Raw genomic sequence first — 25294 nt, 5'->3', positions numbered from 1 at the left:
GAATCTGTTGAAAAGTTAGCAGAAATTGGTGTTATGCTGAATTCTGCTACAACTAGACAGAACTATTTTACTCATTGTTGTTACTGTGCCAGCTAGATGCGGAATCCGCCGTATATTACTAATTAATTTTTCTGCTCGAGCAGCTCAGAACGATTACGGCAGTAACTGTTTAAGCTGAGCTAAAAACATTCTTCTCACATCCCAAGCCCTATAGCTAAGGGGATTACAGCATTGTTAGGCGATCATAGGCCCGCTAGATTCCGAAAAATTCTTCCATTAGTTTGAGGCCTAAGTTATTATCTTAATATTGGGTGTTTTATACGCAGGGACTTACATGATGACGGATGGATATCGACACCTTGTTATCTATGACGGCAAACAGCTGCGAAAGGAAGTGGACAGGGTAGCAAAGGCTCAGGGCATCAGTCGGAGCAAATACATTTTGAATGCTATCAGGGAGAAACTCGACCAAGAGGATAGGCAAACAGCTTGAAGCACATTAAAAAGGGAAACCCCCAGCGAGCCTCGAACTTTGGTAGGAGAGAGAGCAAGCAGGGGGTTAACAAATCAGAAGGGAAGGCTAATCCACCCAAAGGGGAGGAGGCCTCACTATGGACTTTTTAGCAACTGTCCGGACTATCCGCAATGGGATGAGTCAAAGGACTTTAACCCAAGACGGTGGGTTCCCCACCATTATATCCCATCCAACCTGTCTACCTGTGGGGGTTACACGCACACAGGTTACATCAGCCAGCGGTAAACACATATTCCTACTTTTCCCGGAAGATTCCGCTCAAGGGCCATCCATTAGCAGGGGGTGGACATGGGCTTAACAAAGTCAATTTTAGGTGCTCGGAAAAAACCCAAGACTAAAAGCTGCAGTACCAAAGAACTGCTTATAGTCAAAATAAATGGGAATTTGAAATACGCACCCATCAGAAAGTGGGCCGGGAAAGAAGCACGTCTGGTTTGTGTTAGACAAGGTTTTCGAGTGATGAGTGACGAGTTTGGTTACGTTGCCGTGCCTATCAAGGCCAGGAACAAAGGCCAGCTCAAACAAGTGGAGAAACCTATTAAACTAGACGCCTTAGGAGAAAGGTTCACTAGGTGGTTTAACTTTGGGAGCTACGCCATTGACAATAGCGGGGAAGAGTGGAAGACCCGAAGGCACCGCATCAGCCCCACAAGGATTTGGGAGCTATGGAAAGACCCAAACACGGCGATCGGTTTGGGCTTTGGAAAAAAAACCAGAGTAGCAGCCATAGACATTGATGCCGGCGGGCAATATTACAATGAGTCCGACCTACAAACAATATGTGAAGCCCTGGAATCTATTGGCATTGGGGAGCAGGTTTTAATCCAATCAAGCCATAGTGGGGGCTGGCACGTGTGGTTCGGGTTACCCAATGCTATCCCCACCTTTGCCTTGTCCTGTGCACTAATGGAAGTCTTAGCCCAGTATGGCGTTAATGTTCGTCCTGGACACTGCGAAATATTCCCTAACCGGAAGGGCTGGACCAAGGGGGAAATAACGAAATACAACAGGGTTAGGTTGCCCCTACAGCCCCAGTCAGGCTCTGCTCTGCTGGATGGTGATCTAGCTCCCTACAGCCAGAGCATCAAAGTTTTCCTTGATCAACTTGAACAATCAGCAGATACCTGTGATATTGACTTGCTGTTGGAGTCCTGTGCAGAAGCCAGGGCTAACTACAGCCCCTTTGCTAAACCGAACGGATTCGCACCCCGGAGCCGGGTGGCAAGTGAGTGGAGGAAGTCAGACTTGGCGATCATTGCCCAGCCCTGGGAACCCCACGACAGCAATACTCGATTAGGAGTCATTGCCCGCTATGGTGTTGTGTTTGAACGCCTCACCGGGGATGATTTAGTTGATTACATTGTCAAGACGGCGACTAACACGCCTGGCTATTCAAAGCATTGCAGGCATCAAGGCGAAATAAAAGCCTGGGCTAGTCGTTGGGGACGCTGTGCAGAGGGAAAGTATTACGCTTACGAACCAAAGAAACAGACTAAGCCCGCTGGCCCCAGCAACGATGAACGACAACAAGCCGCCACGGAAAGACTTATAGGCGCCATGGCAAAACTCAGAGCAGAGGGGGAACTTCCCAATGGAGTAAAAGCGAGGGAAACAGTATTAGTAGATCTAGCGGGCATCTCGAAAAGTACCTTATGGAAGCCGCGCTATAAGGCGCTCTGGCACCCTAAATGGGTCTCCGACAAGTCTCCCAACACCCCTCCGCTAAAGCATTCCCCCTCGATCCGCTCCGCATCCCCACACCCCCCCACAATAACTGTGTGGGACCGGCTGCGAGAGATCCTCGCGGCCCGCGGGCTCCTGCAGCCCCCGACCAGGTGGCGGGCCGGAGAGGGGGCGTCCGCGCTCGCAGTGCAGTTGGCGAGAGCCCGCGACGCCTACGAGGCCTGTAGCCCATGTGCGCGGGCCCTCGTAGCTCAGCTCTCCCGCCGCACACTGACCTTTGTAGACACCGGCTGAATTAAGCTCCCGAATGGTGCCGTCCTTCTCGAGTTCTCCAACTCTCCAGAGGCACCCCCGCCGCATCGACAGAGCAGAAGAGCAGAAAGCCGACCTCGCCCAGAATTAGTCTCGCCCTGCGCCAACCCAGGGGAGCATTAGCATTGCACTCAATTACAGCACCTCCCCCTTAGCCTCGGGTATTCCACGCGAACCCCAACTACGGTAGCTCTAGGCGTCACTCTGCCCAATAATAGTGACGCCTAGAGCTACCGTAGCCAGAACAGCATCAGAGAAGAGGATATTGCGGGGCAGACCGACAGAGAGGAGAGCTGAGAAGTAGTTGTGATAGTACCCCAACGGTAGAAGAGTGGGAGTGAAAACCGACAATGGTAGTGCCGAGTTAAAAAGAGGGAACGCACTCAAAAAACGACCCCATGGAAGCCAACTTATCTAGAGCTCCCGCATCCCCACTATGACTCTATCAGCCTCCCAGTAATCGCCGTCGATACCCCCGTGGGTCCGTACAGCCACATCATCACTTCCGACTACGCCTGATTCTCCGGGTTGCGGGAAGCCTTTGGTTAGGAGTAGAAGGTCCCCACTTATTGTCTTTACTCTCCCTGCACTTCTTAAAACTAGCCCAGCTTGTTTACGGAGGTTGCCCTCAACAGCGCAAGAGAGTTTAGCAGCCACTCAGACCCCTTCATTTAAACAAAAACTGCTCTAACGCAACAATCGGACAGGGGAAGGGCTCCTCCAGTTCCAGTAGGTCTTTGTCCCCTGTGATCAGGTAATCAGCCCGCCCAACCAATGCCAAGACCAAAAAGGGTACATCAAAGGGGTCTCGACATGGGGGAGTTGCCGGTGGAGGGTTGGGTATCTCCACTGTTTCGCAAAAGGGTAGATAGTCAGCTAACAATTCCTCTTGTTCAGCTGCATTGAGCCTGAACTTGGGGTAGGTAAGCACCCGCATTAGTTCTTTAACCGTTACCTTTGATATCAAAGGGATACAGTCCCCAGCCTGCCATTTATTACGTAATTTGCCTGGGGCACCACCAAAGATGAGAGCTGAGACCAAAAGGTTAGTGTCAATCACAACCCGTGGAGCTGTCTTCATGACTGACGCGCCCAGTCCACAGCATTGGTAATATCCTCTTCTGTTATGTTCAGAGCCGCTAGCTTAGCCCTGACAGCATCCGCTCGTTGGATTCGGACAGGGGTAAGAATAATTTGTCCACTCTGCACCGTGACTTCAAAGTATTCTGCTGAGCCAATCTGCTGGGTAACAGACTTAGGTAAAGTTAGCTGATTCTTAGATGTCAACTTAGCAAGCATTAGAAGCTCCAAGACGAATAAAGGAAGTAAGGAATCCTTACTTAGTATAGCTAGAGGAATACGCGCGTGGCTCTATCGGTAGTTTTCATAGTGGGAGGAGGACTTTGCTGCTTCCTATGATCTTATAATGACAATTTCACCCTACCTTGGATTGCGGATAATACGCCCAGCATTAAGGATAGCCAACAGAGCTACCCCTACATCAGCAAACACAGCCTCCCAAAGGGTCGCTAAACCAATGGCACCCAGAGCAATAAACATGGCTTTAAGGGCCATAGCAAAGCCGATATTCTGCCAGACAATGCGCCGAGTTTTGTGGGCAATATAAATAGCTTCAGCAACCTTGGAAGGTGCATCGGTCATGATCACCACGTCCGCTGTCTCGATCGCCGCATCGGAGCCTAATCCTCCCATAGCGATACCTACATCAGCCCGGGCAATAACTGGGGCATCGTTAATACCGTCACCGACAAAGGCCACTTTACCCCCACCAGCAGAGTGCAAGAATGCTTCTAAAGCCTCTACCTTGTCTTCCGGTAGTAACTCCGCCCGATACTGGTCTAGACCTAGCTCTTTGGCAATATTGTCAGCTACCGACTGACTATCGCCGGTTAGCATGGCAGTGATAATACCCTGGGCATGGAGCCCCTGGATAGCCTCCTTAGCATCCTCTTTAAGCTCGTCGGCAATGATAATGCGTCCACTGTATTTACCCTCTACAGCTAGATGAACCACGGTGCCGTCTACCACACAGACATCGTGGGCAATGGCTTCACGATGCAATAGCCGATCATTGCCTGCTAAAACAACGCTACCGTTAACCTTGGCACGGATACCATGACCGGGGATTTCTTCGTAGTCTTGCACCTCAGAGGTGTGTAGGGTCTGTCCGTAAGCTTGACGAATAGACTGGGCTACGGGGTGGTTAGACTGGGACTCTACCTGACCAGCAAGCTCCAGAAGTTGAAGTTGGCTTAAACCATTGTGGGGAAGCACGTCCGTGACCCGGAAGTTACCCTTAGTGAGGGTGCCGGTTTTATCAAACACAACGGTTTTGACCTGGGCTAGGGTATCCAGGTAAGTTGAACCTTTAACTAGAATACCCCGCTTAGCCGCCCCGCCGACCCCGCCAAAGTAGCCCAGGGGGATACTAATCACTAAACCGCAGGGGCAGGAGATTACCAGCAACACCAAAGCACGATAAGTCCATTGAGCCTGGGTTGCCCCCTCCAGAAGTAACGGTGGCAGTATCGCCACGGCTAGGGATAGAAATACCACCACAGGGGTGTAGTAGCGGGCAAAGCGGGTAATAAACTTTTCCGTGTCGGCTTTTTTACTGCTGGCGTTTTCCACCAGCTCTAGTATTTTGGCGACCGAGGAATCGGCAAAGGGTTTACTTACCCTTACCGTTAACAACCCAGACTGGTTAATCATGCCAGCCAGCACAGTTCCCCCAGGGGCAACGGTGCGAGGAACAGATTCCCCGGTTAAGGCGGAGGTATCTACCAGGGATTGACCTTCTAAAATCTCCCCATCCAGAGGTACCTTTTCACCGGGGCGTATGACAATTACATCCCCCACATTCACAGTCTCGGGGGCAACAACACGAATGTCACCGTCGATGCGGAGGTTCGCCTTGTCAGGTCTTATCTCCAGTAGGGCCTTAATGGAGCGGCGAGATCGCCCTACAGAGTAGCCTTGAAACAGTTCTCCCACCTGGAAGAACAGCATCACCGCCACAGCTTCAGGCATTTCCTGGATGGCGATCGCCCCTAGGGTGGCAATGGTCATCAGGAAGTTTTCATCAAAGATATGTCCCCGCAGTATGTTACGCCCCGCTGTGGTCAAGACACTCCAGCCACTGATGAGATAAGCCGGGAGCAGTACCGCATATTCTGCAATGGAGAAAGGTGTATTCCGTAGCTGTTCATTAAAAACCAGACCGGTGAGGAAAAGGATAGCGGCGACAGCAATCGGGCTTAAATCTTGCAGGAGGTTAAAATCACTGGTATCGTGTCCGTGCCCAGACCCACAACCGCAGTCCGAGGCTACGGCAGAGTGATGAACAGTGGAGCTATCTACGTCACAGTGCTTAGTAGAATTATGACCGCAAGTATCGGGGGAGTCTGCCATTAGAAAAGGGGGACGAATTAAGCACTAAAGAGGCCTTGGACACCTAGCAACGTTATCTAGAGGTAAGAGTAAGGTTATAGTTTCTAACCCCCAAGAGTACGTAGTGGTTCCGGTGTAAAAGAAATAGAAGGTTTGTGGATTAATCCCTAGCTGAGTTGCTACGTGTGGTATCTGACTGCCACTTACCTGCCCAGTTTATTAATTAAGTCTACTGGCCCCACTCTGGTTTCAGCAGAAGCCAGCGGACCAAACCCATACTACCTAAGGCGATCGGTGCTAGTCCCACAGCCGTAAACCAACTTGCAGCTCCCCATAGAACACCGCGGTAATAATAATTGACCAAACTTCCAAGCAAGACAGCAGATAAGCCAGCAACCAACACCCAGCGGTGGCGGCGGCGACTAATAAACGCCCCAACAAAGGCAGCAAGACCCGCAGCAAGGGAGATGAGCAGAAGCGCGTAGAACGTGAAGATGGGAACTAAGAACGCCAGGAAGGTCATATCCTCAACGGGGCTCGAGTAAAGAATGGTGAGCGGTGCAAACAACAAGATAAATGGTCAAGCCCACATTAACTGCAACTCTGGGTCGAAGATAGAGAGCAAAGAAAACGACCGTTTTCCTTGCTCTTACGGTTGGTGTCGCTGACCATGGGTATAGAGTCAAACAACTCGTCTAGAAAACAAAGCTAGATTCATTCCCTTAACCTATCTTTTTTAGCGCTATGGAGGGAGGCAGTGTGCTCATTGGTTATGTGCGGGTATCAAAGTCAGATGGCTCCCAGGTGGTGGACTTGCAGGTGGACGCCCTACGGGAAGCGGGGGTAGAAGAGGGTCGCATCTACAGGGACCTTGTCTCCGGTAAGACCTCAACTCGCCCGGGACTAGATGCTTGCCTGAAGGCCCTACAACCGGGCAACACCCTGGTGGTGTGGAAGCTAGACCGACTGGGGCGTGACCTTAAGCACTTGATCACCATTGTTGATAATCTCCGCAACCAGAATATTGGCTTTAAGGTGCTAGCGGGAGCAGGAGCAGAGATCGACACCAGCACCGCCAACGGAAGACTCTTCTTTGCCGTCTTTGCAGCACTGGCAGAATATGAACGGGAACTGATAGCGGAACGCACCAAGGCAGGACTGCAAGCTGCACGGGCAAGGGGTAGGTTGGGAGGGCGACCCCGCAAGATGGACAAAACAACCCTGACTATGGCGATGAATGCCATGGCTGACCCGAAAGCCTGTGCCAAGGATGTGGCCGCTAGGTTGGGAATTACCACCGCTACCCTCTACAGCTACGTTAACGGTGACGGCACCCTCAAGCCAGCTGGCGAAAGACTATTGGAAGGAGGTCACCGGTAATTCTATCCATCGCCTTGACATGCGGCAAATTGCCGTATAGCTTTGACTTGTAGCTAGTATCTTGCTCAAATCCCCATGACCCCAACACCGAAGTCACAGTCTATGGCGAGGTTAGAAGCCCGTATTAACCCAGAGACAAAAGCGTTGATGCAGAAAGCAGCAGATCTAGAAGGGCGTACACTAACGGATTTTGTCGTTAGCAGTGCCCAAGCTGCAGCCTGTAAGGTAATTGAGCGCCACCAAATCCTCCAGTTAACCCTTGAAGAGAGCGTAGTCTTTGTAGACGCTTTACTGGATCCACCAGAGCCTAATAATGCCTTAAAGTTGGCAGCTTCACATTACAAAGAGAAGATGTTGCCCCATGGCATTAGTAATTGAACCCTTTAATCGTGCTACTCACGTGCGTTCAAGCTTTTGCTGTGGAGAAGCAGCTTTAGACAACTACATACAGCGGCAAGCTTCACAAGACCTAAAGAAGCGGATGGCGGCAGTCTTTGTTTTGATAGACTCCCCCAACGTGGAGGTGCTGGGATACTACACTCTTTCTGCCTACACGGTAAGCGTTACTGCATTGCAGGAAAACCTAGGCAAGCGCCTACCCCGTTATCCTCAATTGCCAGCAACACTGTTAGGACGTTTAGCCGTGGACAGCGCCCATAAGGGGCAAGGGTTGGGGGAGTTATTGTTGGTTGATGCCTTAAAGAAAACACTAGAGACTTCAAGAGAGATTGCATCCCTTGCGGTCATTGTAGAGGCTTTAAATCAACCAGCTAGGAGTTTTTATCTTAAGTATGGCTTTATACCCTTTCAGCAGGAGCCAATGAAGCTATATCTGCCCTTACAGTCCGTTGAAGGACTTATTTAGTCATCAGGGGGCGAATGCACCCTGATGCGGGGAATTCGACCCAGTAGTGATTGAAACCCTGCGCCATTGAAGTTAAGCGAGCTGTGGTAGCAGTCCCTGGGGGTCCCACTGTTGCTTCCTTAACTTCAATGGCTGTAGCAGGGGTCCGTAGGCTAGCCGTAGTTCCTGTTCATAGATTAGGGTGGCGGGATGCCTCTGCACGACGTAATAGTGGTTCGCTAGGGGTAGCAACGCTTCAAGTACTTTGTCAGCCCAAGCTCGACAATGCTTTGCTCCTTGAGGCTCATGGGGATTCCATACCCCGGTGATGACAATCGACCACTCAGCATTTCGCCCCGTGTAAGCCGTTGATAGTGCAGGTACGTCGTTAACAACCCCACCGACATGCTGGAGGTCTATTTGACACATACTATTGGGAGGTTGGGAGATCGCCTGCTGTAGTATCTCAACTAGGGCGTGACCACATCCCGCAGGCAGGGAAAGAGAGTAGACCCAAGTGCGGAGTCGATGTTGGCGAGGGGGTAAGGTTATTGGGGCTATGGGATGACTACCGTCCTGGAAGGGTAACGCAAAGGGGGGTAATGCTTCTAGTCCTTCTGCCTCGTTTCCCCAGCTACTAGGTAGCTGACTAAGACGGTCAGTGGCCAGAGTATCTTCCACCGGCGCCACTGCGTAGGTCATCGCAACGGGCTTTGGGTTGTCAGGGGGGTAGCCGAGGATAAAGGAACAGGATGCACCCCAGGGTAAGCTTTCAGCTATGGTCAGTAGTTCTTCTAGCTGCCCCAGCTCGGCAATGTGACGCTGTACTTGTAACCGTTGTCGAGGAAAAGTTCGTAGGGTAGCCTCTGTAATGACCGCTAGGAAGATGGCAGCTCCCCTTAGCAACGTCCACAGTTGGTTGTCCCCACTACCAGCAGAGATGGTGAAGGGTTGACCATCAGGTTTGACACCCTTTAGCTCTTCAATGGCATCGATGGTTAAGCCAAGGCTACGGCTGAGATGTCCCACTCCTCCCATAGTGAGTAGACCAAATCCCGGCGTGCCATAGGTACCCACTGGAATCATGCAGTCATAGGGAGCTAAGGCTGCTAGTACTTGACCCATCGTCGCCCCTGCTTGGACTCTCACTTTGTGGTTTTCTACTGTAACCTTGTTGAACCCAGGAGCGAGATCAAGCATTAGACTACCGTTAGCAGCACAGAAAGGACTATGACCACCACTACGAACACTGATGGGCATATTGCGACTAGCGGCGTATCTAACTGCCTCCTGTACTTCTGAGGGTGAAGTAGGCTGAATTATTAGCTCAGGCTGTTGAGCTGCAGCAGTCCCATTAATCAAGCTACTTAGACTAGACTCGTACTTATCGGTACCTGCAGTTAACTGGGGCAAATCCATAAGTCCTTAGGGGGGACACAACAAGTAGCTTCCGTCAGGAAGTCGCTTATTTCAACTTCTATGGCGTGAATCAAGAACTGAGTGGGGCAGCACTTGTTCATCCCCCGACCTTAGTTTGATGCCCTTGAGACATTTCTCTTCGGTTTATAGGCTTCCACCCCACTGGCTCCCTAGTTTCCTTTCCTCAAAGCCAGCACCAGTGACAGTACCTTCCGAAAGAGTTAGATGGACACGCCGGACTCTCTCTACAGCCTGATGTTCAGTCCGTTGCTAATTCCTATGAGAACCAGGTCTAGAGCTTCTCCGAAGCTCCTTCCACTAGTATAAACAGAGAATGGGGCGTGTTTTGGGTCAGTTTGATAGAAACTGACCCAAGGTAGCCAAGCATCTACTCCCCCTGGGAATAAAGCCAGTCATGACTCACCCCTGGGGCGGACTGATAATTCGCGAGTCTGCCCTCGGGGCTAGGAGAGAGAACCACCTCTGGGCAAAGAACTAGTTACAAGCTAGGCAGAGAGCGTAGCCCTTTCGGAACTAACTCTCCACCCTTCCCCTGTGGGGAGAATGAATCAGAGGACCGGAGCAGCAACCCCGTGATTAAGGAGAATGCTTGGGACTAAGCCCTATATTTCCTGCCACAAGCAGTCCTGCAGCCATTGGGGCATCTGCCAATTCTCCTTCCAGAGGATATTACGCTCTGCACCGTAGTAGACCAAACCAAGTTTGGACCAGTAACGGATGAGTTGCATCTGTAGATGACTAGTCTTCTCAGGGCCATATTCCCCAGCAGGAAAGGGACAACCGGCAACAATCGCCCCCTGTCCAAACGCCTCGAAAAAGAGCGCTAAGGATTTGATACCAATATTCTTCCCCCGGTATTGGGGGTCTACGTAAAACTCCTCTACGTAAAGGATGTGGTCAGCAGAAAGCACCGCCTCTTCGAGGAAAGTGGAAACCTCTCCAACCTCAGTTAGAAAGTACTCTGCGATATTATTAAGGTTATGACTCAGCATGTCAGCGCATGCTAGCAGTTGATCATGGTCAAAACGAAGGTCAAAGCGATACGCGCGGAGATAGCCCGCCACTCTGGGGGTGAAATCGTCATCTTCGGTCGTTAACTTAATGGGGGATTCAATACGGGTAATCTTTAGCGTGTCATAGGAAGAATCGTAGAGGGGGTAATTACGGAGATGGAAAGTGGGCTCAAGATCAATGAACACGGGTATTTCTCCTGAATGATTGAAGGGCAGAAGGGAGGGCGTAGCAGACCTATCCATTTGCTAGGTTTGAGGAGGTCTGCGACAGGTAGAGGGAGTGCGGGGTAGTGGGAGTAGCCCTGAGAGCTTCCTAGCTAGGTACGTCAGGGTTGTTCTTTCCTGACTTTTCAGTGTCGTAAGCAGGTGACGGGTAGCGCCGGCATGGGGCAAGAGTCGCACCGTTGCATCAAGGGACTGGAGGTCTTTGGGGAGCGTCAAGTGCAGAGATAGATAGTTGCCGTCCCCGACACCAGAGCTTTCTTGTGGAAAAGGTAGAGGAGAAAGGTGTCGTCCCCGGTCTTGGCAACGGTCGAGGCTGTCGGTTCTTTTAGCCCGCAATTCTTGGAGAACGTCCGGGGAGATGAGGATGGTGGCGTATCCACCAATGCCAAGGGCTTCGCTGACTTGTTTGAGTCGCTTTCCTAATTGCTCATCGACGATGGCAAGTTTAAGGGAGGGGCAGCCCAGGGCGCTCAGTGATGATTCGTCATCAAAAGGGACTAGGGACTACTCCGAGATTCTTAATGGAAAGAGTAGTTGAAAAAGTACCACCTTGAAGAATAGGCATGGTCACACTCACACCCACGATATAGGCCATTTTCTTCTCTCTGTTTTGGCTATCCACTGCTGCGACCCGGTTGTCATTAGCCTTTCCCTTGTCACAACAAGGGGGGAAGACTTAGGGACCCACGTCGATCCATCATCTACTCCCCTCTGCGGATTTATTCACCTAGGGCTGGAACTATCAGGGGTGCCCTACTCAATAGGGTCTCTAAAAATTGCACCAATTTTTTCACCAGCTATGGTTTTTGCTGTTGGGCAGAGGAAGTTAACTGTGAGGGAGGGCTACTGAGAAACAGGTCCGGAGCAGTACTCCTAATCCGGGGAAGTTAGTAGATGCTGGAGAGGAATACGCCCAGGAGAATCGCTACCCCGACGATTTACCGTGGAGGGTTCACAAGTCCGGTGGGAAGTTAAACAAACTATCCAGCTAGGGGATGGGGAGGTCTCCCCAAGCCCCTGAACATAGACTCCTCGGTTAACTGTCGCAAACAACGGGGCAGTTTACTGCTTCAAAGATCGACATAGAGAATCAGAGCTTTTCTGTATTGATCAGCTCCTCTTCACCCAGAATCTCGGTTAGATAATATGCCATCGCCTCCGTAAAAGTCATCAAACCTTGCAGTTCCGATTCAACCCAAGGTTTCTGTTTAGCTGCGGGCAAATAGTTCAGAAACACCTCGGCAAGTAGCTCTCCGATTAATTTGAAGTCCTCGTTAAGGTCAAGCTCCTTAATCATGACAACAATGACCTTAAGTCTAAGAGTGACATCGGGGGATAGCTCAGAGTAGTCGAAATTTTGAGTTAGCATTGTACTAATTAATTGTGTCTTTCTCTACTCTCTGTTTTTGCTATCTACTGCGGGGAGGGGGTTGTCATAACTCTTGCCCTGATAGGGCAAAGTTAGAGACCCGCGCCTACAATGGATTGCCTTCCCTCCAGTGCTAACAGCTGGGGCTCCCTGCCCAGGTTAATCTTTGTCTGAATTAGTCAGGTGCCCGGGTAGTGGAGGTGCAAAGGAAATGGGGTCTTTCCGTTGGGGAGGCTAGTAAATGTTGTACCAGCTCCGCCTTTCGCATTGAACCGTAACCCTTAATTTTCGCTTTACTAGCGTGCTTTTTTCGCCACTTGGTATATTGAGTAGTCCGACCATGAACAGGTAAGCCAGGGCTACTGCTATTGTTTCTTCGAGCATATTGGTATTGTCTAGATAATTTATGTAAGTCTTATAGCTATGATGGGAGGAGTTAAAACAGGGTATGCCCTATGAGTGAGCTATCTACCACTACCCTTGCTACATTTCGAGTTCGTGCTTCTGATTGGAAATCCTTTAAGCAATGGGCTGCAGACCGGGGGAATTCCGCCAGTAGTGAGCTACAACGTTTCGTTTCCCGAGCTGTCAGTGGTGATTATGTGGACTCTTCCCATGGGCTCTCTGAGGGCCTAGCCACTGTCGATGATGTTGATTCTGCCGTTGCTGCCCTTGAGATTCGCTTTACTAGCCAAATAGAGTCTTTGAGGGCAAGTTTGCACAACCTTGATCTGCAGGGAATGCAAACATTTCCCCCCGTAGCGGTACAGTCCAAGGGGATTTCTACAGCTGAGTTAGTGGAGCTTTTAGCCCAGTCTAAGGAGCCTAGGGCTAAGAGGACTCTGCAGGGGTATGCGAAGAAGAATAAGTACCCTGAAGGCTTTGGGTGGAGAGCTCACAAATCTGACAACAGCTGGTTTTGGATTGAGCTCACTTCTAATGTAAGGGGGGCACTATGAAAAGTATTGCTGTGCTTAGTCGTAAGGGGGGAGTCGGTAAGTCTACCCTTGCTATGAATTTAGCTGTTCTTGCTGGTGATGCAACGATAATCGATAGTGACCCCCAGGCTAGCTGTGCTGACTGGGATGATCGCCGAGGTGAGGGTCTGCTTCCCCAGGTGGTAACTACCCCGGCGGCCCGAGTGAAGAATGTTTTGGGTAAATGTCAGTCTGAATGGGTAATGGTTGACACCCAACCTAGTGCAGAAGCTAGTCTGATTGAAATTGCTACCGAGGTAGATCTTTGTGTGGTGGTGCTTCGCCCTGGACAGTTAGAATTAGATGCCCTGGGGGCGACCCTTGCTGCTATTAGGGTTACCCAGACCGCCGCTGTCTTCTGCATCAATCAGGCTCACCCCAGTGCCAAACTGACAGACCTGATATCGGGACTGGAGCGCCACCATCCTGTAGGTCCAATCATCCGTAGCCGAGCAGACTTCCCTGCTTCCGTCGCTGAAGGTCTTTCCGTCACCGAGTGGAATCCTACGGGTAAGGCTGCCACAGAACTTGTTGATTATTGGTCTTGGCTCAAGAATAGGTACTTTAATGTCTAGAAAATCAACCCTTAGTCTAGGTAAGCTTGACCAGCGAGCAGATGAAGAGTTTGTTCCTACCAATGCAGAGGATTCCACCACTATCAAATTACTTGCCCTAGAACAGATTCTTGACCGTCCCGGTGGGGATACCCGTCTCCTTAAGCAAAAGCATGTTGATGACCTAGCGGAGTCCATTTCCTTTATCGGTCTCATTACTCCCCTGGCTGTTGACTCCCAGAATCACTTGCTAGCCGGAGCTCACCGTCGAGCCGCGTTGCAGAAGATTGAGGAGGAAGACCCGAACCTCTATAAAGAGCTGTTCCCCGCAGGAGTCCCGGTCAAAGTTTTTGACTTCGAGGCCAGCGAAAACTCCTTAGAAGCCCTGCAAATAGAAATTGAGGAGAATTCCCAGCGTCGTAACTTTACCCCCACCGAAATTAAGAAGGCAGCCCAGAGGTTAGAGGAAGCTGGCTATAAGTCTCTCAAGGGTCGCCCCAGGAAAGGGCAGAAGTCCCTCAAGCGGGAGTTGGCTAAGGTCTTTGGGCTTTCCGAGGATCGGATTCAGAGGCTTTTAAATGATTCTGTTCAAAAAGGTAGGTGTACACCTACCTTTTCTCCAGGGATCGCTATTGTCACCCTGGAAAAGTGGTCTAGTCAGATTGATGCTTCTGGTGCTGAAGCCTTGGTAGGAGTTGCGAAACAGATTACCGATCTTTTAGAAGAGCTCCGCAAACTTGACCCCGAGTAACTCCGGTACAGTTTTGGAACTTTCGCTTTGAGTCTGTTGTTAGTCAAATACAACAGGAAGTTGAGAAGAAGATGGATGAAGCTCACCTTCGGGTGGGCTTGTCTACGTTGCACATGTTCTTAATGGTTTCGATTAGGCTTAGTATTAGCAACGGAAAAATTTGGGTCGCTTATCTAAACTGTCCCATTTGCGATGTTTGGCTTTACGAGTCTGTCTAACGAGAAATCAAGGTTTTCGGGTAATTAGGCGGTGAAACTGTCTCATTTATAGTCATAAATGGGACAGTGGAGATTCAGATAAGCTATAAAATTTAATGTCTGTAAGCATTACTGGTTAAAGCTTTCAGACTTAACGACCAAAATTTTTCCGTTGCTAATACTTAAGCCACAATCGAGGACATCGGCTCAACGCCATCAGCAAGCACATGCATGACCATCAATGGACATAGGCTATGGCAAGGCCGGAAAGAATGCAAAGGCGCCACCATCCGCGGCAAAAAGAATTTCGCTCGGTACCAGTGGCAAAGACATCAGCCGCCAGCTAGGCTAGGCATCGTTCGCCAACGCAGGCAGAGAAAAGGGGCCAGGCTCAATTGAGGGAAAAGAAAAACAGGGTCAGCTCTTCCCTTTTCTCTCCCCAGTTCATCCAAGTCTAAGCCTTCGAAGCAGAACCCTTGCTAGTGGGAACTACTTCTGGAATCACGTTGTACTAAGACACTTTCGATTACGCCGCCGGTCGCTCGGCGGCAGTCTGCCAGGACGGCCTTGATGATGTCCTCGGCTTTGGGATCGGCATAGTAGATGACGGGTACCGGGGCTTCTTGCAGTCGAATGTAGAAGATGACATCGCGGCCGTTGTCGAAGCGGGGGGTGATGCCGGCGAAAAAGAAGCCTTCATGCTCCACCCAAGCGCACCAGTCTGGCGACGTTTCCCGGTCCAGTGGAATCTGGACCAGGGCGTTGTCGTGCCCGGCCGTCGCCTGCTCAAAATCCGCGCGGCAGGCATCGGGCTCCTGTGCCGCGTCGATCCGGTCGATGACAAGGATGTCAAAGTCTTCATCGTACCGCGCGCGCATCGCACGGGCGCTGGATTGCAGCAGCATGGGTTTGCCGCTGTTGGTGACTGGTATGCCCAGGCGCGCATAGAGGCTGTGGATCAGATCAGCATGTTGCGTAGGAGGAAAAATGCGGCGAGGGGTGAAGGAGCGCAGCGGCAATGCGTAGAGCAGCATGGAGCCGTGCCGCGACCGATATTCGGGCGGCACATGCCGAAGGTATCGAGACGGTAATTCTCCCGCCATGACCCCCAGACAGGTGAAGCCCAGATCGACGTAGACGTTTTGGCTGAAGACATGATCGGCCACTGGATGCCCGAACACGCCGTTTAGGCCTTCTTCTCGCGCTGCCTGGATGACGAATGGCCGTGTCTTTGACATGAGCCCGTGATGCCGGTGCTCTGGGTCGACCATGGCCGCGCCGGTTTCCGCCCAGGATTCATGCTCCGGGCGGCTCAAGGCATCGTGTGCAACGACGCGACCGGTGGAGTCGATACCGACGACGGACAGCAGGCGCCCGTCGGCGTTGGCGCGCAGCAGGGCGTCGGGATCGTAGAGCGCTCGGCGAAAATAATCCTCTCCCCATACCCGCCGGACCAGCGCCGCCACGCCGGGGGCGTCTTCGGGCGTGAGTCGTCTGATCAGATAATCATTCATGCCGGATCGAGGAGTTTGGGTGGCCACAACGGTGTTCGGGCTTTTTCGGGCTGTTTCGCGATCCTTCGCTCTTTGCAGCGCTCACGTCCGCGAAACAAGCAGACCGGCGACAACAACACAACCGGCGCGCTGTTCCAGCGATCAGAGGACCCTGCACGATGCTCAATCTACCAGGCGATGTCGTCACCATGCTGATCGTCATGCCACTATTCATGCTCGCACCGCTACTCGTGATCTTCAATTACGGTGACACTTTACCATTTACACTATTCTTGCAGGGACAACCGCAGCTCTTGCCTGTTGCACCCGCTAAACTATGATAGCGCCCAACGAGTCCGCCAGCCCGACGCCAAACTGCGGCCTGGGCTTCGCGCGTGGCTGGTCCGTCCAGGAAAGCTGATTGCCGTGTGGAACCACTGACATGCTGGATGTTCGGCCCCCGCCAGGCCGAGCACCAGATTGAACGAAAACCTGGGAGAAACCGGCCATGGCCGAAGCCACCACTGTATTCGAACTCATCTCGGCTGGCGTCGACGCCGCCGAGGCCATCCTGGCGCCAGAGCGCCCGAGCCTGACCTTCGCCGGACTGCGGGCGCAAGCCGAACAGACGGTCGCGGCGCTGGACCAGCGCGGTGTTGGGCGCAACGATCGGGTTGCTATCGTGTTGCCCAACGGTGCCGAGATGGCAACCGCCTTCGTCAGCGTTGCCTGCGGGGCTACCACGGCACCGTTGAATCCGGCGTATCGGCTGGACGAGTTCGAGTTCTATTTGTCTGATCTGAATGCCAAGGCGCTGATCGTCGAGCAGGGCAGCGAGTCGCCGGCGGTCGCCGCCGCAGACAAGCTCGGCATTCCTATCCTGCGCATCGTCGCTGGCGAGGCGGCTGGCACCTTTACATTCGACGGCGCGCCCAGTGGCGACACGGCAGCGAACAGCGGGCTGGTGAAACCGGACGACATCGCGTTGGTCCTGCACACCTCGGGCACCACATCGCGGCCCAAGATCGTGCCACTGACCCATCGCAACCTCTGCGCATCGGCACGTAATATCAGCACGACGCTCGCGTTGACCGCCGACGATCGCTGCATGAACGTGATGCCGCTGTTCCATATTCACGGTCTGATGGCGGCAATCATGTCGTCGCTGCGCGTCGGCGCCAGCGTGTTCTGTGCACCGGGTTTCAATGCGCTGAAGTTTTTTGCCTGGCTCGATGAAGCAAAGCCGACCTGGTACACGGCGGTGCCCACGATGCACCAGGTCATCCTGCCGCGCGCGGCACGCAGCAAGGACATCGTCGACGCGGCCAAGCTGCGCTTCATTCGCTCGTCGTCTTCGTCGCTGCCGCAGCAGGTGATGCACGCGCTGGAGGAGACCTTCGGCGCGCCCGTGGTCGAGGCCTATGCGATGACCGAGGCCGCCCACCAGATGACGTCGAACCCGTTGCCGCCCCGCGCGCGCAAGCCCGGCACCGTTGGCATTGCCGCTGGTCCCGAGGTCGGCATCATGGACGCCGATGGTGCGATTCTGCCGCGCGGGTCGGTTGGCGAGATCGTGATCCGCGGCGAGAATGTGACGCCGGGCTACGAGAACAATCCCAAGGCCAACGCCGAGAATTTCACCAACGGCTGGTTCCGAACCGGCGATCAGGGCATGCTGGACGACGAGGGGTATCTGAGCATCACCGGGCGCCTGAAGGAGATCATCAATCGCGGTGGTGAGAAGATCTCGCCGCGCGAGGTGGACGACGTCATCATGGACCATCCCGCCGTGCAACAGGTGGTGACCTTTGCGATGCCGCACCCCAAGCTGGGCGAAGAGGTGGCGGCCGCGGTGGTGCTGCGCGAGGGCCAGCGGGCCAGCGAGCGTGACCTCCGCGACTTCGCCGCCGGCCGCCTCGCGGACTTCAAGGTGCCACGCAAGGTGTTATTTCTGGAGGAGATTCCAAACGGACCCACGGGTAAGCTCCAGCGTATCGGTTTGGCAGAGAAGCTGGGGCTAGGCTAATGCGTATCTGTATCTACGGTGCCGGCGCTATCGGCGGCTATCTGGGGGTCCAACTCGCGCTCGCGGAGGAGGATGTGACGCTGATCGCGCGCGGACCGCATCTCGAGGCCATGCAGGCCAACGGACTGAAACTGCTGATCGACGGTGAGGAACGCATTGCGCATCCAAGCTGCACCGATTCGCCTGCCAGATCCATCACCAGCACTGCAAGAGCTGTCGGCTTGCCAGGCTGAGACCAGCCATACTGAAGGAAGGCCCAGAAGAAGTTCAGCTGCAAACAGTTAGAGTCGAAAACATAATGATTCACCATCACGGTAGTAACTGCCATGGTCCAGGCCAACCCAGCTGCACAGAACCATGCAGAGGTCTTCCGGGGGGACAAGATCGCTGGTGGACCCTGGCGGCGGTCGAATGCGGCAACTTTGTGGTGTATATGGATGGCTTCATCGTCACCCTGGCCCTGCCGGCAATGTCCCGCCATTTTGGTGTCGGCCTTTCTGTCTTCAAGTGGGTGATCGTTGCCTACTTGCTCACCGTCACGGTCACCCTGTTGCCGGCCGGTCGGCTGGCCGACATCTGGGGGCGACGGCGCATTGTCGTCACCGGCATGAGTGTCCTTGTGCTCAGTTCCGTCCTGTGCGCGATGGCGCCCACCGTCGGGAGCCTGATCGCCTTCCGAATCCTGCAAGGCATCGGCGGTGGCCTTGTGCTGGCCAACGTGATGGCCGAGATTACCGCGGTCTTCCCCAAGCAGGAGCGGCGCAAGGCCATGGCGGTCAATGCCTCGATCCTGGCGCTGGCCCAGGTCACGGGCTTGGTGCTCGGAGGACTACTGATCGGCCAGTTCGGCTGGCGCTCCATCTTTCTCGTCATCCTGACGGTGAGCCTGGCCGGGCTGATCCTCAGCCTGCGTGTTCTCAAGGCCCGCCCTCGCCCTCAGGACCGTACCGCCATGGACTGGACGGGCGCCGTGCTCGCCATCGTGGCCACCAGCGCTCCCTTCCTGTTAATCGAACGTCTCTCGAGCACTGGGCTGACCCTGGCCAACCTGGCGCTGTTCATCGGCGGCGGCGTGGTACTGGTGCTGTTCCTGATCGTGGAGCGGCGCCTGCCGAAACCGCTGCTGACCCTCAACTTGTTCCGCTCACGCGCCTTCCTGTGCGGCTCGGTGGCGGCCGCTTTCTACTTCATCGCCGCGGTGTCCTGCTATTTCCTGCTGCCCTTGTACGCCCAGCTCGTGCTGGGGCGCTCGCCCGTGATGGCGGGTGTGCTGGTCGTGCCGCTCTCGCTGGTAGCCACGGCCACTAGTCTCACGGTCAGCAGCTTGGGCGACCGGGTGGGGGGGCGGACCCTCAGCACCGCTGGGATGCTCAGCCTCAGCGCGGGCTTGCTCGGCCTGTCCTGGCTCGGTCCTCACTCCTCCACCGCCGTCATCGTGTGGCCCCTGGTGCTGATGGGCATGGGCGGCGGGCTCTTTCATCCGCCCAACAACAGCGCCACCCTCAACACCATTCCTCCCGAACACCTCAGTGTGGCCAACGGGTTCTTCTCGATGGCGCGCAACTTCGGCCAGGCGATCGGGGCGGCGTTGGCGGCCACGCTTCTCGCCCACGCCCTCGGGGCCGCAGGCGCTGATGGCGCCTTGGCCGGGGTAGTGGGCGCGCGCCTGAATGGACAGCCCCTGGACGCCTTTTTGGGGGCCCAGCAGTTGGCCTATCGACTGGCGGCAGCCATGGGGCTGGTGGGCGCGGTGGTGTCTGTTCTGCGCGGGGCGGAGCTTCCCGGGAGCGCGCCGATGGGACCCAAGTCTGTAGCAACGGTCAACGACGGCCGTCGGCGCTGAGTGAAGACATGGCTGCCTATTTCAAAGCTGCTCTAGAGGATGGAGATCTAAGGCTGGTAGCTGTTGCACTGGGTGATATCGCTCGTGCCAAAGGCATGACACAGATTGAACGGAAAGCTGGACTGGGTCGCGAAAGTCTCTCTCCTCTAGCGGTAATCCTGAACGTGGAACCGTCTTAAAGGTTATTGCTGCACTCGGGCTTCAACTGCATGCCAGTCCTGCTGTTCAAGCGGAGACGGCTGTCTAACAAGCCCCTCGAGTGGACAAGCCACCACCGATTCCCTGCTGGAGTTTTAGATGCCGGGGTCACAACGGAAAAAGGAAAAAATTGTACGCTAAGGAAAAATCTGCAACTAGTCCACATCGGGTTCAACCCAGGCTTAGTTATTTTGAGTCTGTTTTATGGTTGCGCGTCTTCCCCAAGGCTTAAGGGTTGAAATGCCAATGATGATGATCAAAAAAATAGCTTGGGTTAGGGTACCGATTAGCACTCCCTTGGCATCAAAGGCATAGACCGCACTATTCAACGCTTGTAGCCTAACTTGATCAGATATCTGCTCTGCTTGATTGCCCCAGGGAAAGAGCCAGAAAGTGCCAAAGATCACTAACCCTGTGGTCAAGACCCACTTAGTGATCACCCAATAGAACTTAGTAAAGCCATAGTTGGTCGTCCAACACAGGGCTGTGGCGGTCAGCACTGAACCAATAGCGGCAGGGATTACGATGTAGTCATCTAGCAGGTTAATGGCGGCATTGAGCGTGTAAAGCTCGTCTCCGCTACTCGGAGACATATTTCGCAGTGAGAGCAGAAACATGCTCAAGACAGCCCCCGTCCAAAGGGCAGCAAATCCAATATGGGCAGATAACAGCCATTTTTTCTGTTGGATCGACAGTTTTGACATATTTTTCTTTGCTGGGTAGGTGGAAGCCTCTGCAGGCGGATTGTGGGCTGGAATAACCAAGCCACAATTACTTGATATATTGACTATTAACACATTAAATAATTGTTAAAGTCAACGAAGACGGGGATAGTCTCCTAGAGCAGGTTGTGGATAATTTGCTCTAAAACCCGAATGGCAACAGCTTGCTCTGCTTCTGAAATCCCGGCGGTTGATCGATCAATGGTCTCTGCACCAATTGGGGGGAGGACGGTCATTAGAGCTTTGCCTTCGTCAGTGAGCCAGATGCGGATAATTCGCCGATCACTAGGGTCACGCTCACGGTAGACCAGTTTGCGGTCTTCCATGCGATCAACTACGCCTGTCAGAGTCGCCCCCAGTTGCTTGAGCTTGTCGGCAATACCTGAGGTAGATAGCCCATCTTCTTCCCAAAGACAGCACAGAACCAGATAGTGAAAGGGCGTTAGCCCGTAAGGTTCTAGACGCTCCAAAAAGTGGCGGTACATCAGTTGAGAAACCAGTTTGACTTTATAGCCTAGGTTGTGGGGGGCTAACGTATGGTGCCACTGCTGGAGGAACTCTGAGTTAGAGATTGGACTAGGCATCCACGAAGGAAATAAAGAACGAGAATAATTACTAGTGTACCATCTTTGCTAATGCCGATTTTAGGTAATTCTATGCTCATGTTTGCCAGTCGACCATGACCTACACAATGAACAAATTCTCAGACTCAATGTTTGATCAAGCTTCGTTTATTACTAAACCAAAAGGAGTTTTTTTAAGGATGTTTGAGGAGATCAAGCAAACGGGATTATTGTTGTGAAAGCTATATAAAAGCTTTTAGTGATGTCATCATTCCCCTCTAAATAGCTTCAGGAAATTGAAGAGCTCTGTTTTTGTGTCCAGACAATGGGGAGCATCATAGGTTTAATTAACTTCACTGACAGCGTCCCAAGAAGCCCTAGGCTAACTATGCGTGTACAGAGTAGACCGTCGACCCTCCTTGGTGAGTGGCGCTAAAACCTTGATATATGGGGTTTAGGGAAAAGGTGAAAAAATGTGGGGGTGTCGTTCAGGAAATAGGCTATGATACAGTGGCCCATTTTCTAAGCAATTAAGAGAGGGAGTCAACCTAACTTAATAAGAACATCAAGTTCTTAACGTACCCCCCAGAAAAGGTTAAAGCCACCTGGCAAAGCGTGTTTCTCAGGCACGCCACAGGTAGCTACACAGACTCAACAAATACTGTCGTCAGTGTAGCATACCAATTTGCCGGATAGCTCCTCCTGGGAAAAAATAGGAGAGTATCTGAGCAGTGCTAATGACTAAGCACCTGCCCCAAAGTTATACGGGGCAAAGGTTTTGTAGATTTTTTAACCATCGATTTAACTTTATAAAAAGTTCTTATAGCTCAACCCCAGAGTGGATAACTATAAGTGATTACCCAATAGAGCACCGCAATTTATGGAGCATGTATCAGGACCCGGAGAGATTGATAGGGCTATCTTTTGGCACCACGACTCACTATGCGGTGCTAGATATTGACCGTCAGAGTCCCTATCATCCAGGTAACAGCGAGGCGCAATACCGAGAGTTGTTAGGAGCCTACGAAGAGGTGGGTATAAACAGCATAGTGACAGTGCAGTCCTCTAACAGTGAAGGCTTGCACGTGTACTTTGTGTTCCCGAAAGCTCTGCCCACGTTTAAGCTGGCGCATATGTTGCGGCTGACAGCAAACAAAGCGGGGTATGAAGTAAAAGATGGCAAGTTGGAAATCTTCCCCAACACCAAGGGCTACAGTAAGCATAGTAAAACAGCGTATAAAGCTCTAAGACTACCGTTACAGCGGGGGTCTTACCTACTGGACAAAGACTTCGTCCCCTACAGTAACGAGATAGAAGTTTTCTTAGAGCAAGGGGAAGCGGCGGCAGAAGAACAGGACATAGAGCTGATTGAAACAGCGATAGAGAGTGCCAGTCACATAAAACATTTTCGACGGGTCAAAGGGGAAGCTGATGCGTGTAGCTTTGCCCAAGACCTAAGGGAACAGATAGCTGAGGGCTGGACAAGTTTCGGACAGACTAACGACCTGTTGCGGATAATCAGTACCTATGGGCGTGTCTTTAAGGGGCTAGAAGGGCAAGCCCTAGCGGACTACATAGTAGAAACAGCAGAATCGAGTCCTGGTTATCAAAAATATTGTCGACACAAGCATAATATCCACCGTCGTGCTAAGGACTGGGGAAGGTGCATAGAGAAGTATTACTACCCCTATGGTAGTGAACCAAGCCGGATTGGCAGCTTTAATGACTTGCAGAAAAAAGGTTGTCGCCCAGAAAATCCACCGAAGGAGAATTTAGTTAATCAGAGCCGACAAAAAGGTGCCATTGAGCGTATTAAACAGGGCATGGAGTATCTTTCGGAAACGGTGAAAGTGTTGCCAAGGAAGGTCGGAGAACTGAAAGAGTTATTAATTGGGGCAATCAAAGAGATATTTGGCATCCGTGCCTCTGATAAAACCTTAGCTCGATATAAAGAGTTCTGGCATCCACAGTGTATTAAATTGGCAGACCTTGAAATATCAAGCCTACTTCCCAGTGCAGTAACTGAGCCTGAGTTTATTGATAGGCAGATTGAGGTGATAACAGAAAAAACTCCTCAAGTCGTTAAGGAAGAGCCAGAGCTGGGTATCCAATCAGATAGTGCTAGCAACAATTTCATTGACACTGGGCTAGAAAACCCGATAGTTGGTCAGTCTTCCGCCGAGGTTCCCTTTGTAAGTACTCAGCTTCCAAAGCCAAGAACTTTGCCCAAGTCAAAAAGTTCAGAGTCCTTACCTAGAGAGAGCTCTAAATTATGCCCCACCCCCACTGAAAGTTCGTTAAAAAAAGACAGTGAAAATAAATTGACCAAACTCAAGTGTGATAAGTCTTCTAAGATTTATGCCCCACCCTCCTCCTATATGAAGGTTTATATTTTGACTTCTCAAGCAGTGGGTTTAATTTCTAAGAGATTTCACGGTAAACCGTCCAGTTCTAAGCTTTGCTCAATTTCTTCTGGAACTGAGGTACGTATTTGTCGAGGAGCTAAGCATTCTCGTCATCCCGAGCTGCTTTATGTTAAGCCTTGTGAGGGTGCTGATAATTGGATTGGAGGCATTGCTGTTTTGTCTTCCTCCTTGGAGTTGGTTAACTAACTAAACCTTGTCTACGAAACTCCATGTCTAAACGCCTAGCCTCTGAAGGTTCTGGGTGTCATCCCCATCACTTTGCGAAATTGCTGGCTGAGGTGACTGTGACTGCTAAAACCACAATCAAGGGCAATGTCGATGATGGCGAGATCACTCTTTTTTAGGAGGGTTTTAGCGCGTTCAACTCGTTGCTGAATCACATATTGGTGGGGAGCTATTCCCACTGACTTTTTGAACATCCGCCCAAAATGAAACGGACTCATCGTCAATAGTTGTGCCAGGTCAGCTAATTTAATGTCTTGGGTCAGATGGGCATCCACATAGGACAAGACTCGACGCAATTGGTAAGGTGGCAAGCCCCCTTCATACTTAGGCAATTGTGGTTGGGCGCTGCTGTGCTGCCGCAGCAATTGGACGGTCAGGGATTGGGCCAGCGAGTCCAAATACAGGGCACTGCCAGACTGCCGGTGCTGCAATTCAATCAACATTAGTGTCGCGATCGCTTCAATCGACCCTTGGCGACTTTGGAAGGTAGGAACCAGAGTGAGGTGATCGCTGTAACCGGTCAGGGTTTCTTGGGCAACGGAGCGCAGGAATTGATCGCTCATCTGTAATTGCAAACAGTTTTCGGTGCCCTGCCAACGCGCAAAGAATGGTAGGTCGGCCGGAGTAATCGTGAAATCGCCACGCCGATAAAGCGCTTCGTGGGTTTTGCCGTCTTGGGCCTGGTGATATTGAATCGGTCGCGGCGCCAAACTGATGAATAAGGTGTGATGGTCAGGACTGTGAACTGTCGCTTCCCCTGGCGGAAATTGCAGATGTTCCAGGCGAATCTCTGACGGTTGGGACGCCGACGCCGTCACATTTGACGGTGACTCTAGGGGCAAGTCTGCTTGCGGTTGCGCAGCGGCCATCAGTTTATTGGGTTCCTTGACTCGCGATTCGTATCAACGGTCCGATTTTCAAGCCGTTCCACACAAAATCTTGTGAACAGTGCAAAATGTTGAATCAATCTTAAGTGTTTCGCTCTACAACGACAACTCGTAACCAGAACGTGCCAGAGCTGCAAACCATGAAAGTTCCTTCAAGCCGACCTTCATTAGCAAGAATGTCATCTTTCTGAAGGCCATTGGATGAACCTCCTGATTTTTG

General features: G+C 52.2%; 23 protein-coding genes. 11 read left to right on the top strand and 12 right to left on the bottom strand.

Annotated elements, in window-relative coordinates; translation table 11 throughout:
• Positions 1–1060: 1060 nt before the first annotated feature.
• Complete coding sequence (locus H6G45_RS19095) at positions 1061–2512, top strand: hypothetical protein (RefSeq protein ID WP_190599954.1); 1452 nt, start codon at positions 1061–1063, stop codon at positions 2510–2512.
• Positions 2513–3197: 685 nt separating this feature from the next.
• Here the strand turns inward: H6G45_RS19095 and H6G45_RS19090 are convergent.
• The 4 genes from H6G45_RS19090 to H6G45_RS19360 form a co-directional block, all read right to left on the bottom strand.
• Entirely contained in the window at positions 3198–3611 is a 414-nt protein-coding gene (locus H6G45_RS19090; RefSeq protein WP_190599953.1) for a putative toxin-antitoxin system toxin component, PIN family, read from the bottom strand.
• The gene (locus H6G45_RS19085) at positions 3608–3829 is read right to left on the bottom strand and encodes an AbrB/MazE/SpoVT family DNA-binding domain-containing protein (protein WP_190599952.1); all 222 of its coding nucleotides are present in this window, start codon (positions 3827–3829) and stop codon (positions 3608–3610) included. Before H6G45_RS19085 ends, H6G45_RS19090 begins: the two co-directional genes overlap by 4 nt.
• Positions 3830–3970: 141 nt before the next feature.
• Positions 3971–5962 (bottom strand): heavy metal translocating P-type ATPase, encoded by a 1992-nt coding sequence (locus H6G45_RS19080; protein WP_190599951.1) that lies wholly within the window; start codon positions 5960–5962, stop codon positions 3971–3973.
• A gap of 208 nt (positions 5963–6170) precedes the next feature.
• Positions 6171–6464 carry a hypothetical protein gene (locus H6G45_RS19360; protein ID WP_206754997.1) on the bottom strand — a complete coding sequence of 98 codons (294 nt, stop codon included), beginning with the start codon at positions 6462–6464 and terminating at the stop codon, positions 6171–6173.
• Between the two features lie 236 nt (positions 6465–6700).
• Between H6G45_RS19360 and H6G45_RS19070 the strand changes: the two genes are divergently transcribed.
• The 3 genes from H6G45_RS19070 to H6G45_RS19060 all read left to right on the top strand — a co-directional run bounded on the left by H6G45_RS19070 (position 6701) and on the right by H6G45_RS19060 (position 8186).
• Positions 6701–7321 (top strand): recombinase family protein, encoded by a 621-nt coding sequence (locus H6G45_RS19070; RefSeq protein WP_190599956.1) that lies wholly within the window; start codon positions 6701–6703, stop codon positions 7319–7321.
• A 102-nt stretch (positions 7322–7423) separates the two neighbouring features.
• Positions 7424–7699, top strand: a complete 276-nt coding sequence (locus H6G45_RS19065) for a DUF1778 domain-containing protein (protein ID WP_228024070.1) — start codon at positions 7424–7426, stop codon at positions 7697–7699.
• Positions 7683–8186 (top strand): GNAT family N-acetyltransferase, encoded by a 504-nt coding sequence (locus H6G45_RS19060; RefSeq protein ID WP_190599948.1) that lies wholly within the window; start codon positions 7683–7685, stop codon positions 8184–8186. The genes H6G45_RS19065 and H6G45_RS19060 overlap by 17 nt, the downstream gene beginning before the upstream one ends.
• A 72-nt stretch (positions 8187–8258) precedes the next feature.
• Here H6G45_RS19060 and H6G45_RS19055 read toward each other — a convergent pair whose 3' ends face one another.
• The 4 genes from H6G45_RS19055 to H6G45_RS19720 form a co-directional block, all read right to left on the bottom strand.
• Complete coding sequence (locus H6G45_RS19055; RefSeq protein ID WP_190599947.1) at positions 8259–9584, bottom strand: FAD-binding oxidoreductase; 1326 nt, start codon at positions 9582–9584, stop codon at positions 8259–8261.
• A gap of 623 nt (positions 9585–10207) precedes the next feature.
• Positions 10208–10804, bottom strand: a complete 597-nt coding sequence (locus H6G45_RS19050) for a hypothetical protein (RefSeq protein ID WP_190599946.1) — start codon at positions 10802–10804, stop codon at positions 10208–10210.
• Positions 10805–10864: 60 nt separating this feature from the next.
• Positions 10865–11179 (bottom strand): hypothetical protein, encoded by a 315-nt coding sequence (locus H6G45_RS19045; protein ID WP_190599945.1) that lies wholly within the window; start codon positions 11177–11179, stop codon positions 10865–10867.
• A 754-nt stretch (positions 11180–11933) separates the two neighbouring features.
• Positions 11934–12140 (bottom strand): hypothetical protein, encoded by a 207-nt coding sequence (locus tag H6G45_RS19720; RefSeq protein WP_242018270.1) that lies wholly within the window; start codon positions 12138–12140, stop codon positions 11934–11936.
• A gap of 1027 nt (positions 12141–13167) precedes the next feature.
• Between H6G45_RS19720 and H6G45_RS19035 the strand changes: the two genes are divergently transcribed.
• Positions 13168–13764 carry a ParA family protein gene (locus tag H6G45_RS19035; RefSeq protein ID WP_190599944.1) on the top strand — a complete coding sequence of 199 codons (597 nt, stop codon included), beginning with the start codon at positions 13168–13170 and terminating at the stop codon, positions 13762–13764.
• Positions 13757–14494, top strand: coding sequence for a ParB N-terminal domain-containing protein (locus H6G45_RS19030; protein ID WP_190599943.1), 738 nt, complete (start codon positions 13757–13759; stop codon positions 14492–14494). The genes H6G45_RS19035 and H6G45_RS19030 overlap by 8 nt, the downstream gene beginning before the upstream one ends.
• 676 nt (positions 14495–15170) lie before the next feature.
• Here H6G45_RS19030 and H6G45_RS19025 read toward each other — a convergent pair.
• Positions 15171–16205, bottom strand: coding sequence for a GNAT family N-acetyltransferase (locus tag H6G45_RS19025; RefSeq protein ID WP_190599942.1), 1035 nt, complete (start codon positions 16203–16205; stop codon positions 15171–15173).
• A gap of 487 nt (positions 16206–16692) precedes the next feature.
• On the opposite strand from H6G45_RS19025, the gene H6G45_RS19020 reads away from it, so the two are divergent.
• From H6G45_RS19020 to H6G45_RS19005, 4 genes are all read left to right on the top strand, one after another.
• Positions 16693–18210 carry an acyl--CoA ligase gene (locus H6G45_RS19020; protein WP_190599941.1) on the top strand — a complete coding sequence of 506 codons (1518 nt, stop codon included), beginning with the start codon at positions 16693–16695 and terminating at the stop codon, positions 18208–18210.
• The gene (locus H6G45_RS19015) at positions 18210–18443 is read left to right on the top strand and encodes a 2-dehydropantoate 2-reductase N-terminal domain-containing protein (RefSeq protein ID WP_190599940.1); all 234 of its coding nucleotides are present in this window, start codon (positions 18210–18212) and stop codon (positions 18441–18443) included. The genes H6G45_RS19020 and H6G45_RS19015 overlap by 1 nt, the downstream gene beginning before the upstream one ends.
• Positions 18444–18508: 65 nt before the next feature.
• Positions 18509–20053, top strand: coding sequence for an MFS transporter (locus tag H6G45_RS19010; protein WP_190599939.1), 1545 nt, complete (start codon positions 18509–18511; stop codon positions 20051–20053).
• Positions 20054–20061: 8 nt separating this feature from the next.
• Positions 20062–20232: an addiction module antidote protein gene (locus tag H6G45_RS19005; RefSeq protein WP_228024073.1), complete on the top strand. Its 171-nt coding sequence runs from the start codon at positions 20062–20064 to the stop codon at positions 20230–20232.
• A gap of 201 nt (positions 20233–20433) precedes the next feature.
• Here H6G45_RS19005 and H6G45_RS19000 read toward each other — a convergent pair whose 3' ends face one another.
• Together H6G45_RS19000 and H6G45_RS18995 are read right to left on the bottom strand one after the other, a co-directional pair.
• Positions 20434–20844, bottom strand: a complete 411-nt coding sequence (locus tag H6G45_RS19000; protein WP_242018268.1) for a hypothetical protein — start codon at positions 20842–20844, stop codon at positions 20434–20436.
• Between the two features lie 245 nt (positions 20845–21089).
• Positions 21090–21557 (bottom strand): MarR family transcriptional regulator, encoded by a 468-nt coding sequence (locus tag H6G45_RS18995; RefSeq protein WP_190599938.1) that lies wholly within the window; start codon positions 21555–21557, stop codon positions 21090–21092.
• Positions 21558–22273: 716 nt separating this feature from the next.
• On the opposite strand from H6G45_RS18995, the gene H6G45_RS18990 reads away from it, so the two are divergent.
• On the top strand, positions 22274–24148 hold the full coding sequence (locus H6G45_RS18990; protein ID WP_228024075.1) for a hypothetical protein: 1875 nt from the start codon (positions 22274–22276) through the stop codon (positions 24146–24148).
• Positions 24149–24183: 35 nt separating this feature from the next.
• Here the strand turns inward: H6G45_RS18990 and H6G45_RS18985 are convergent, their stop codons facing one another.
• Positions 24184–25056 (bottom strand): AraC family transcriptional regulator, encoded by an 873-nt coding sequence (locus H6G45_RS18985; RefSeq protein WP_190599937.1) that lies wholly within the window; start codon positions 25054–25056, stop codon positions 24184–24186.
• Positions 25057–25294 lie beyond the last annotated feature (238 nt).

Origin of the sequence: Synechocystis sp. FACHB-383 (genome assembly GCF_014698605.1) — a bacterium.
Lineage (GTDB): Bacteria > Cyanobacteriota > Cyanobacteriia > Cyanobacteriales > Microcystaceae > Synechocystis > Synechocystis salina.
The sequence above is the reverse complement of the archived record's forward strand: the minus strand, read 5'-3'. Positions and strand labels throughout refer to the sequence as shown.

Bases quoted from the DNA above. Each gene is read 5' to 3' on its own strand.
- H6G45_RS19090 (WP_190599953.1), bottom strand. From the start codon at position 3,611: ATGAAGACAGCTCCACGGGTTGTGATTGACACTAACCTTTTGGTCTCA.
- H6G45_RS19085 (WP_190599952.1), bottom strand. From the start codon at position 3,829: ATGCTTGCTAAGTTGACATCTAAGAATCAGCTAACTTTACCTAAGTCT.
- H6G45_RS19080 (WP_190599951.1), bottom strand. From the start codon at position 5,962: ATGGCAGACTCCCCCGATACTTGCGGTCATAATTCTACTAAGCACTGT.
- H6G45_RS19360 (WP_206754997.1), bottom strand. From the start codon at position 6,464: ATGACCTTCCTGGCGTTCTTAGTTCCCATCTTCACGTTCTACGCGCTT.
- H6G45_RS19065 (WP_228024070.1), top strand. From the start codon at position 7,424: ATGGCGAGGTTAGAAGCCCGTATTAACCCAGAGACAAAAGCGTTGATG.
- H6G45_RS19060 (WP_190599948.1), top strand. From the start codon at position 7,683: ATGGCATTAGTAATTGAACCCTTTAATCGTGCTACTCACGTGCGTTCA.
- H6G45_RS19055 (WP_190599947.1), bottom strand. From the start codon at position 9,584: ATGGATTTGCCCCAGTTAACTGCAGGTACCGATAAGTACGAGTCTAGT.
- H6G45_RS19720 (WP_242018270.1), bottom strand. From the start codon at position 12,140: ATGATTAAGGAGCTTGACCTTAACGAGGACTTCAAATTAATCGGAGAG.
- H6G45_RS19035 (WP_190599944.1), top strand. From the start codon at position 13,168: ATGAAAAGTATTGCTGTGCTTAGTCGTAAGGGGGGAGTCGGTAAGTCT.
- H6G45_RS19030 (WP_190599943.1), top strand. From the start codon at position 13,757: ATGTCTAGAAAATCAACCCTTAGTCTAGGTAAGCTTGACCAGCGAGCA.
- H6G45_RS19025 (WP_190599942.1), bottom strand. From the start codon at position 16,205: ATGAATGATTATCTGATCAGACGACTCACGCCCGAAGACGCCCCCGGC.
- H6G45_RS19020 (WP_190599941.1), top strand. From the start codon at position 16,693: ATGGCCGAAGCCACCACTGTATTCGAACTCATCTCGGCTGGCGTCGAC.
- H6G45_RS19015 (WP_190599940.1), top strand. From the start codon at position 18,210: ATGCGTATCTGTATCTACGGTGCCGGCGCTATCGGCGGCTATCTGGGG.
- H6G45_RS19010 (WP_190599939.1), top strand. From the start codon at position 18,509: ATGATTCACCATCACGGTAGTAACTGCCATGGTCCAGGCCAACCCAGC.
- H6G45_RS19005 (WP_228024073.1), top strand. From the start codon at position 20,062: ATGGCTGCCTATTTCAAAGCTGCTCTAGAGGATGGAGATCTAAGGCTG.
- H6G45_RS19000 (WP_242018268.1), bottom strand. From the start codon at position 20,844: ATGTCTCCGAGTAGCGGAGACGAGCTTTACACGCTCAATGCCGCCATT.
- H6G45_RS18995 (WP_190599938.1), bottom strand. From the start codon at position 21,557: ATGCCTAGTCCAATCTCTAACTCAGAGTTCCTCCAGCAGTGGCACCAT.
- H6G45_RS18990 (WP_228024075.1), top strand. From the start codon at position 22,274: ATGACTAAGCACCTGCCCCAAAGTTATACGGGGCAAAGGTTTTGTAGA.
- H6G45_RS18985 (WP_190599937.1), bottom strand. From the start codon at position 25,056: ATGGCCGCTGCGCAACCGCAAGCAGACTTGCCCCTAGAGTCACCGTCA.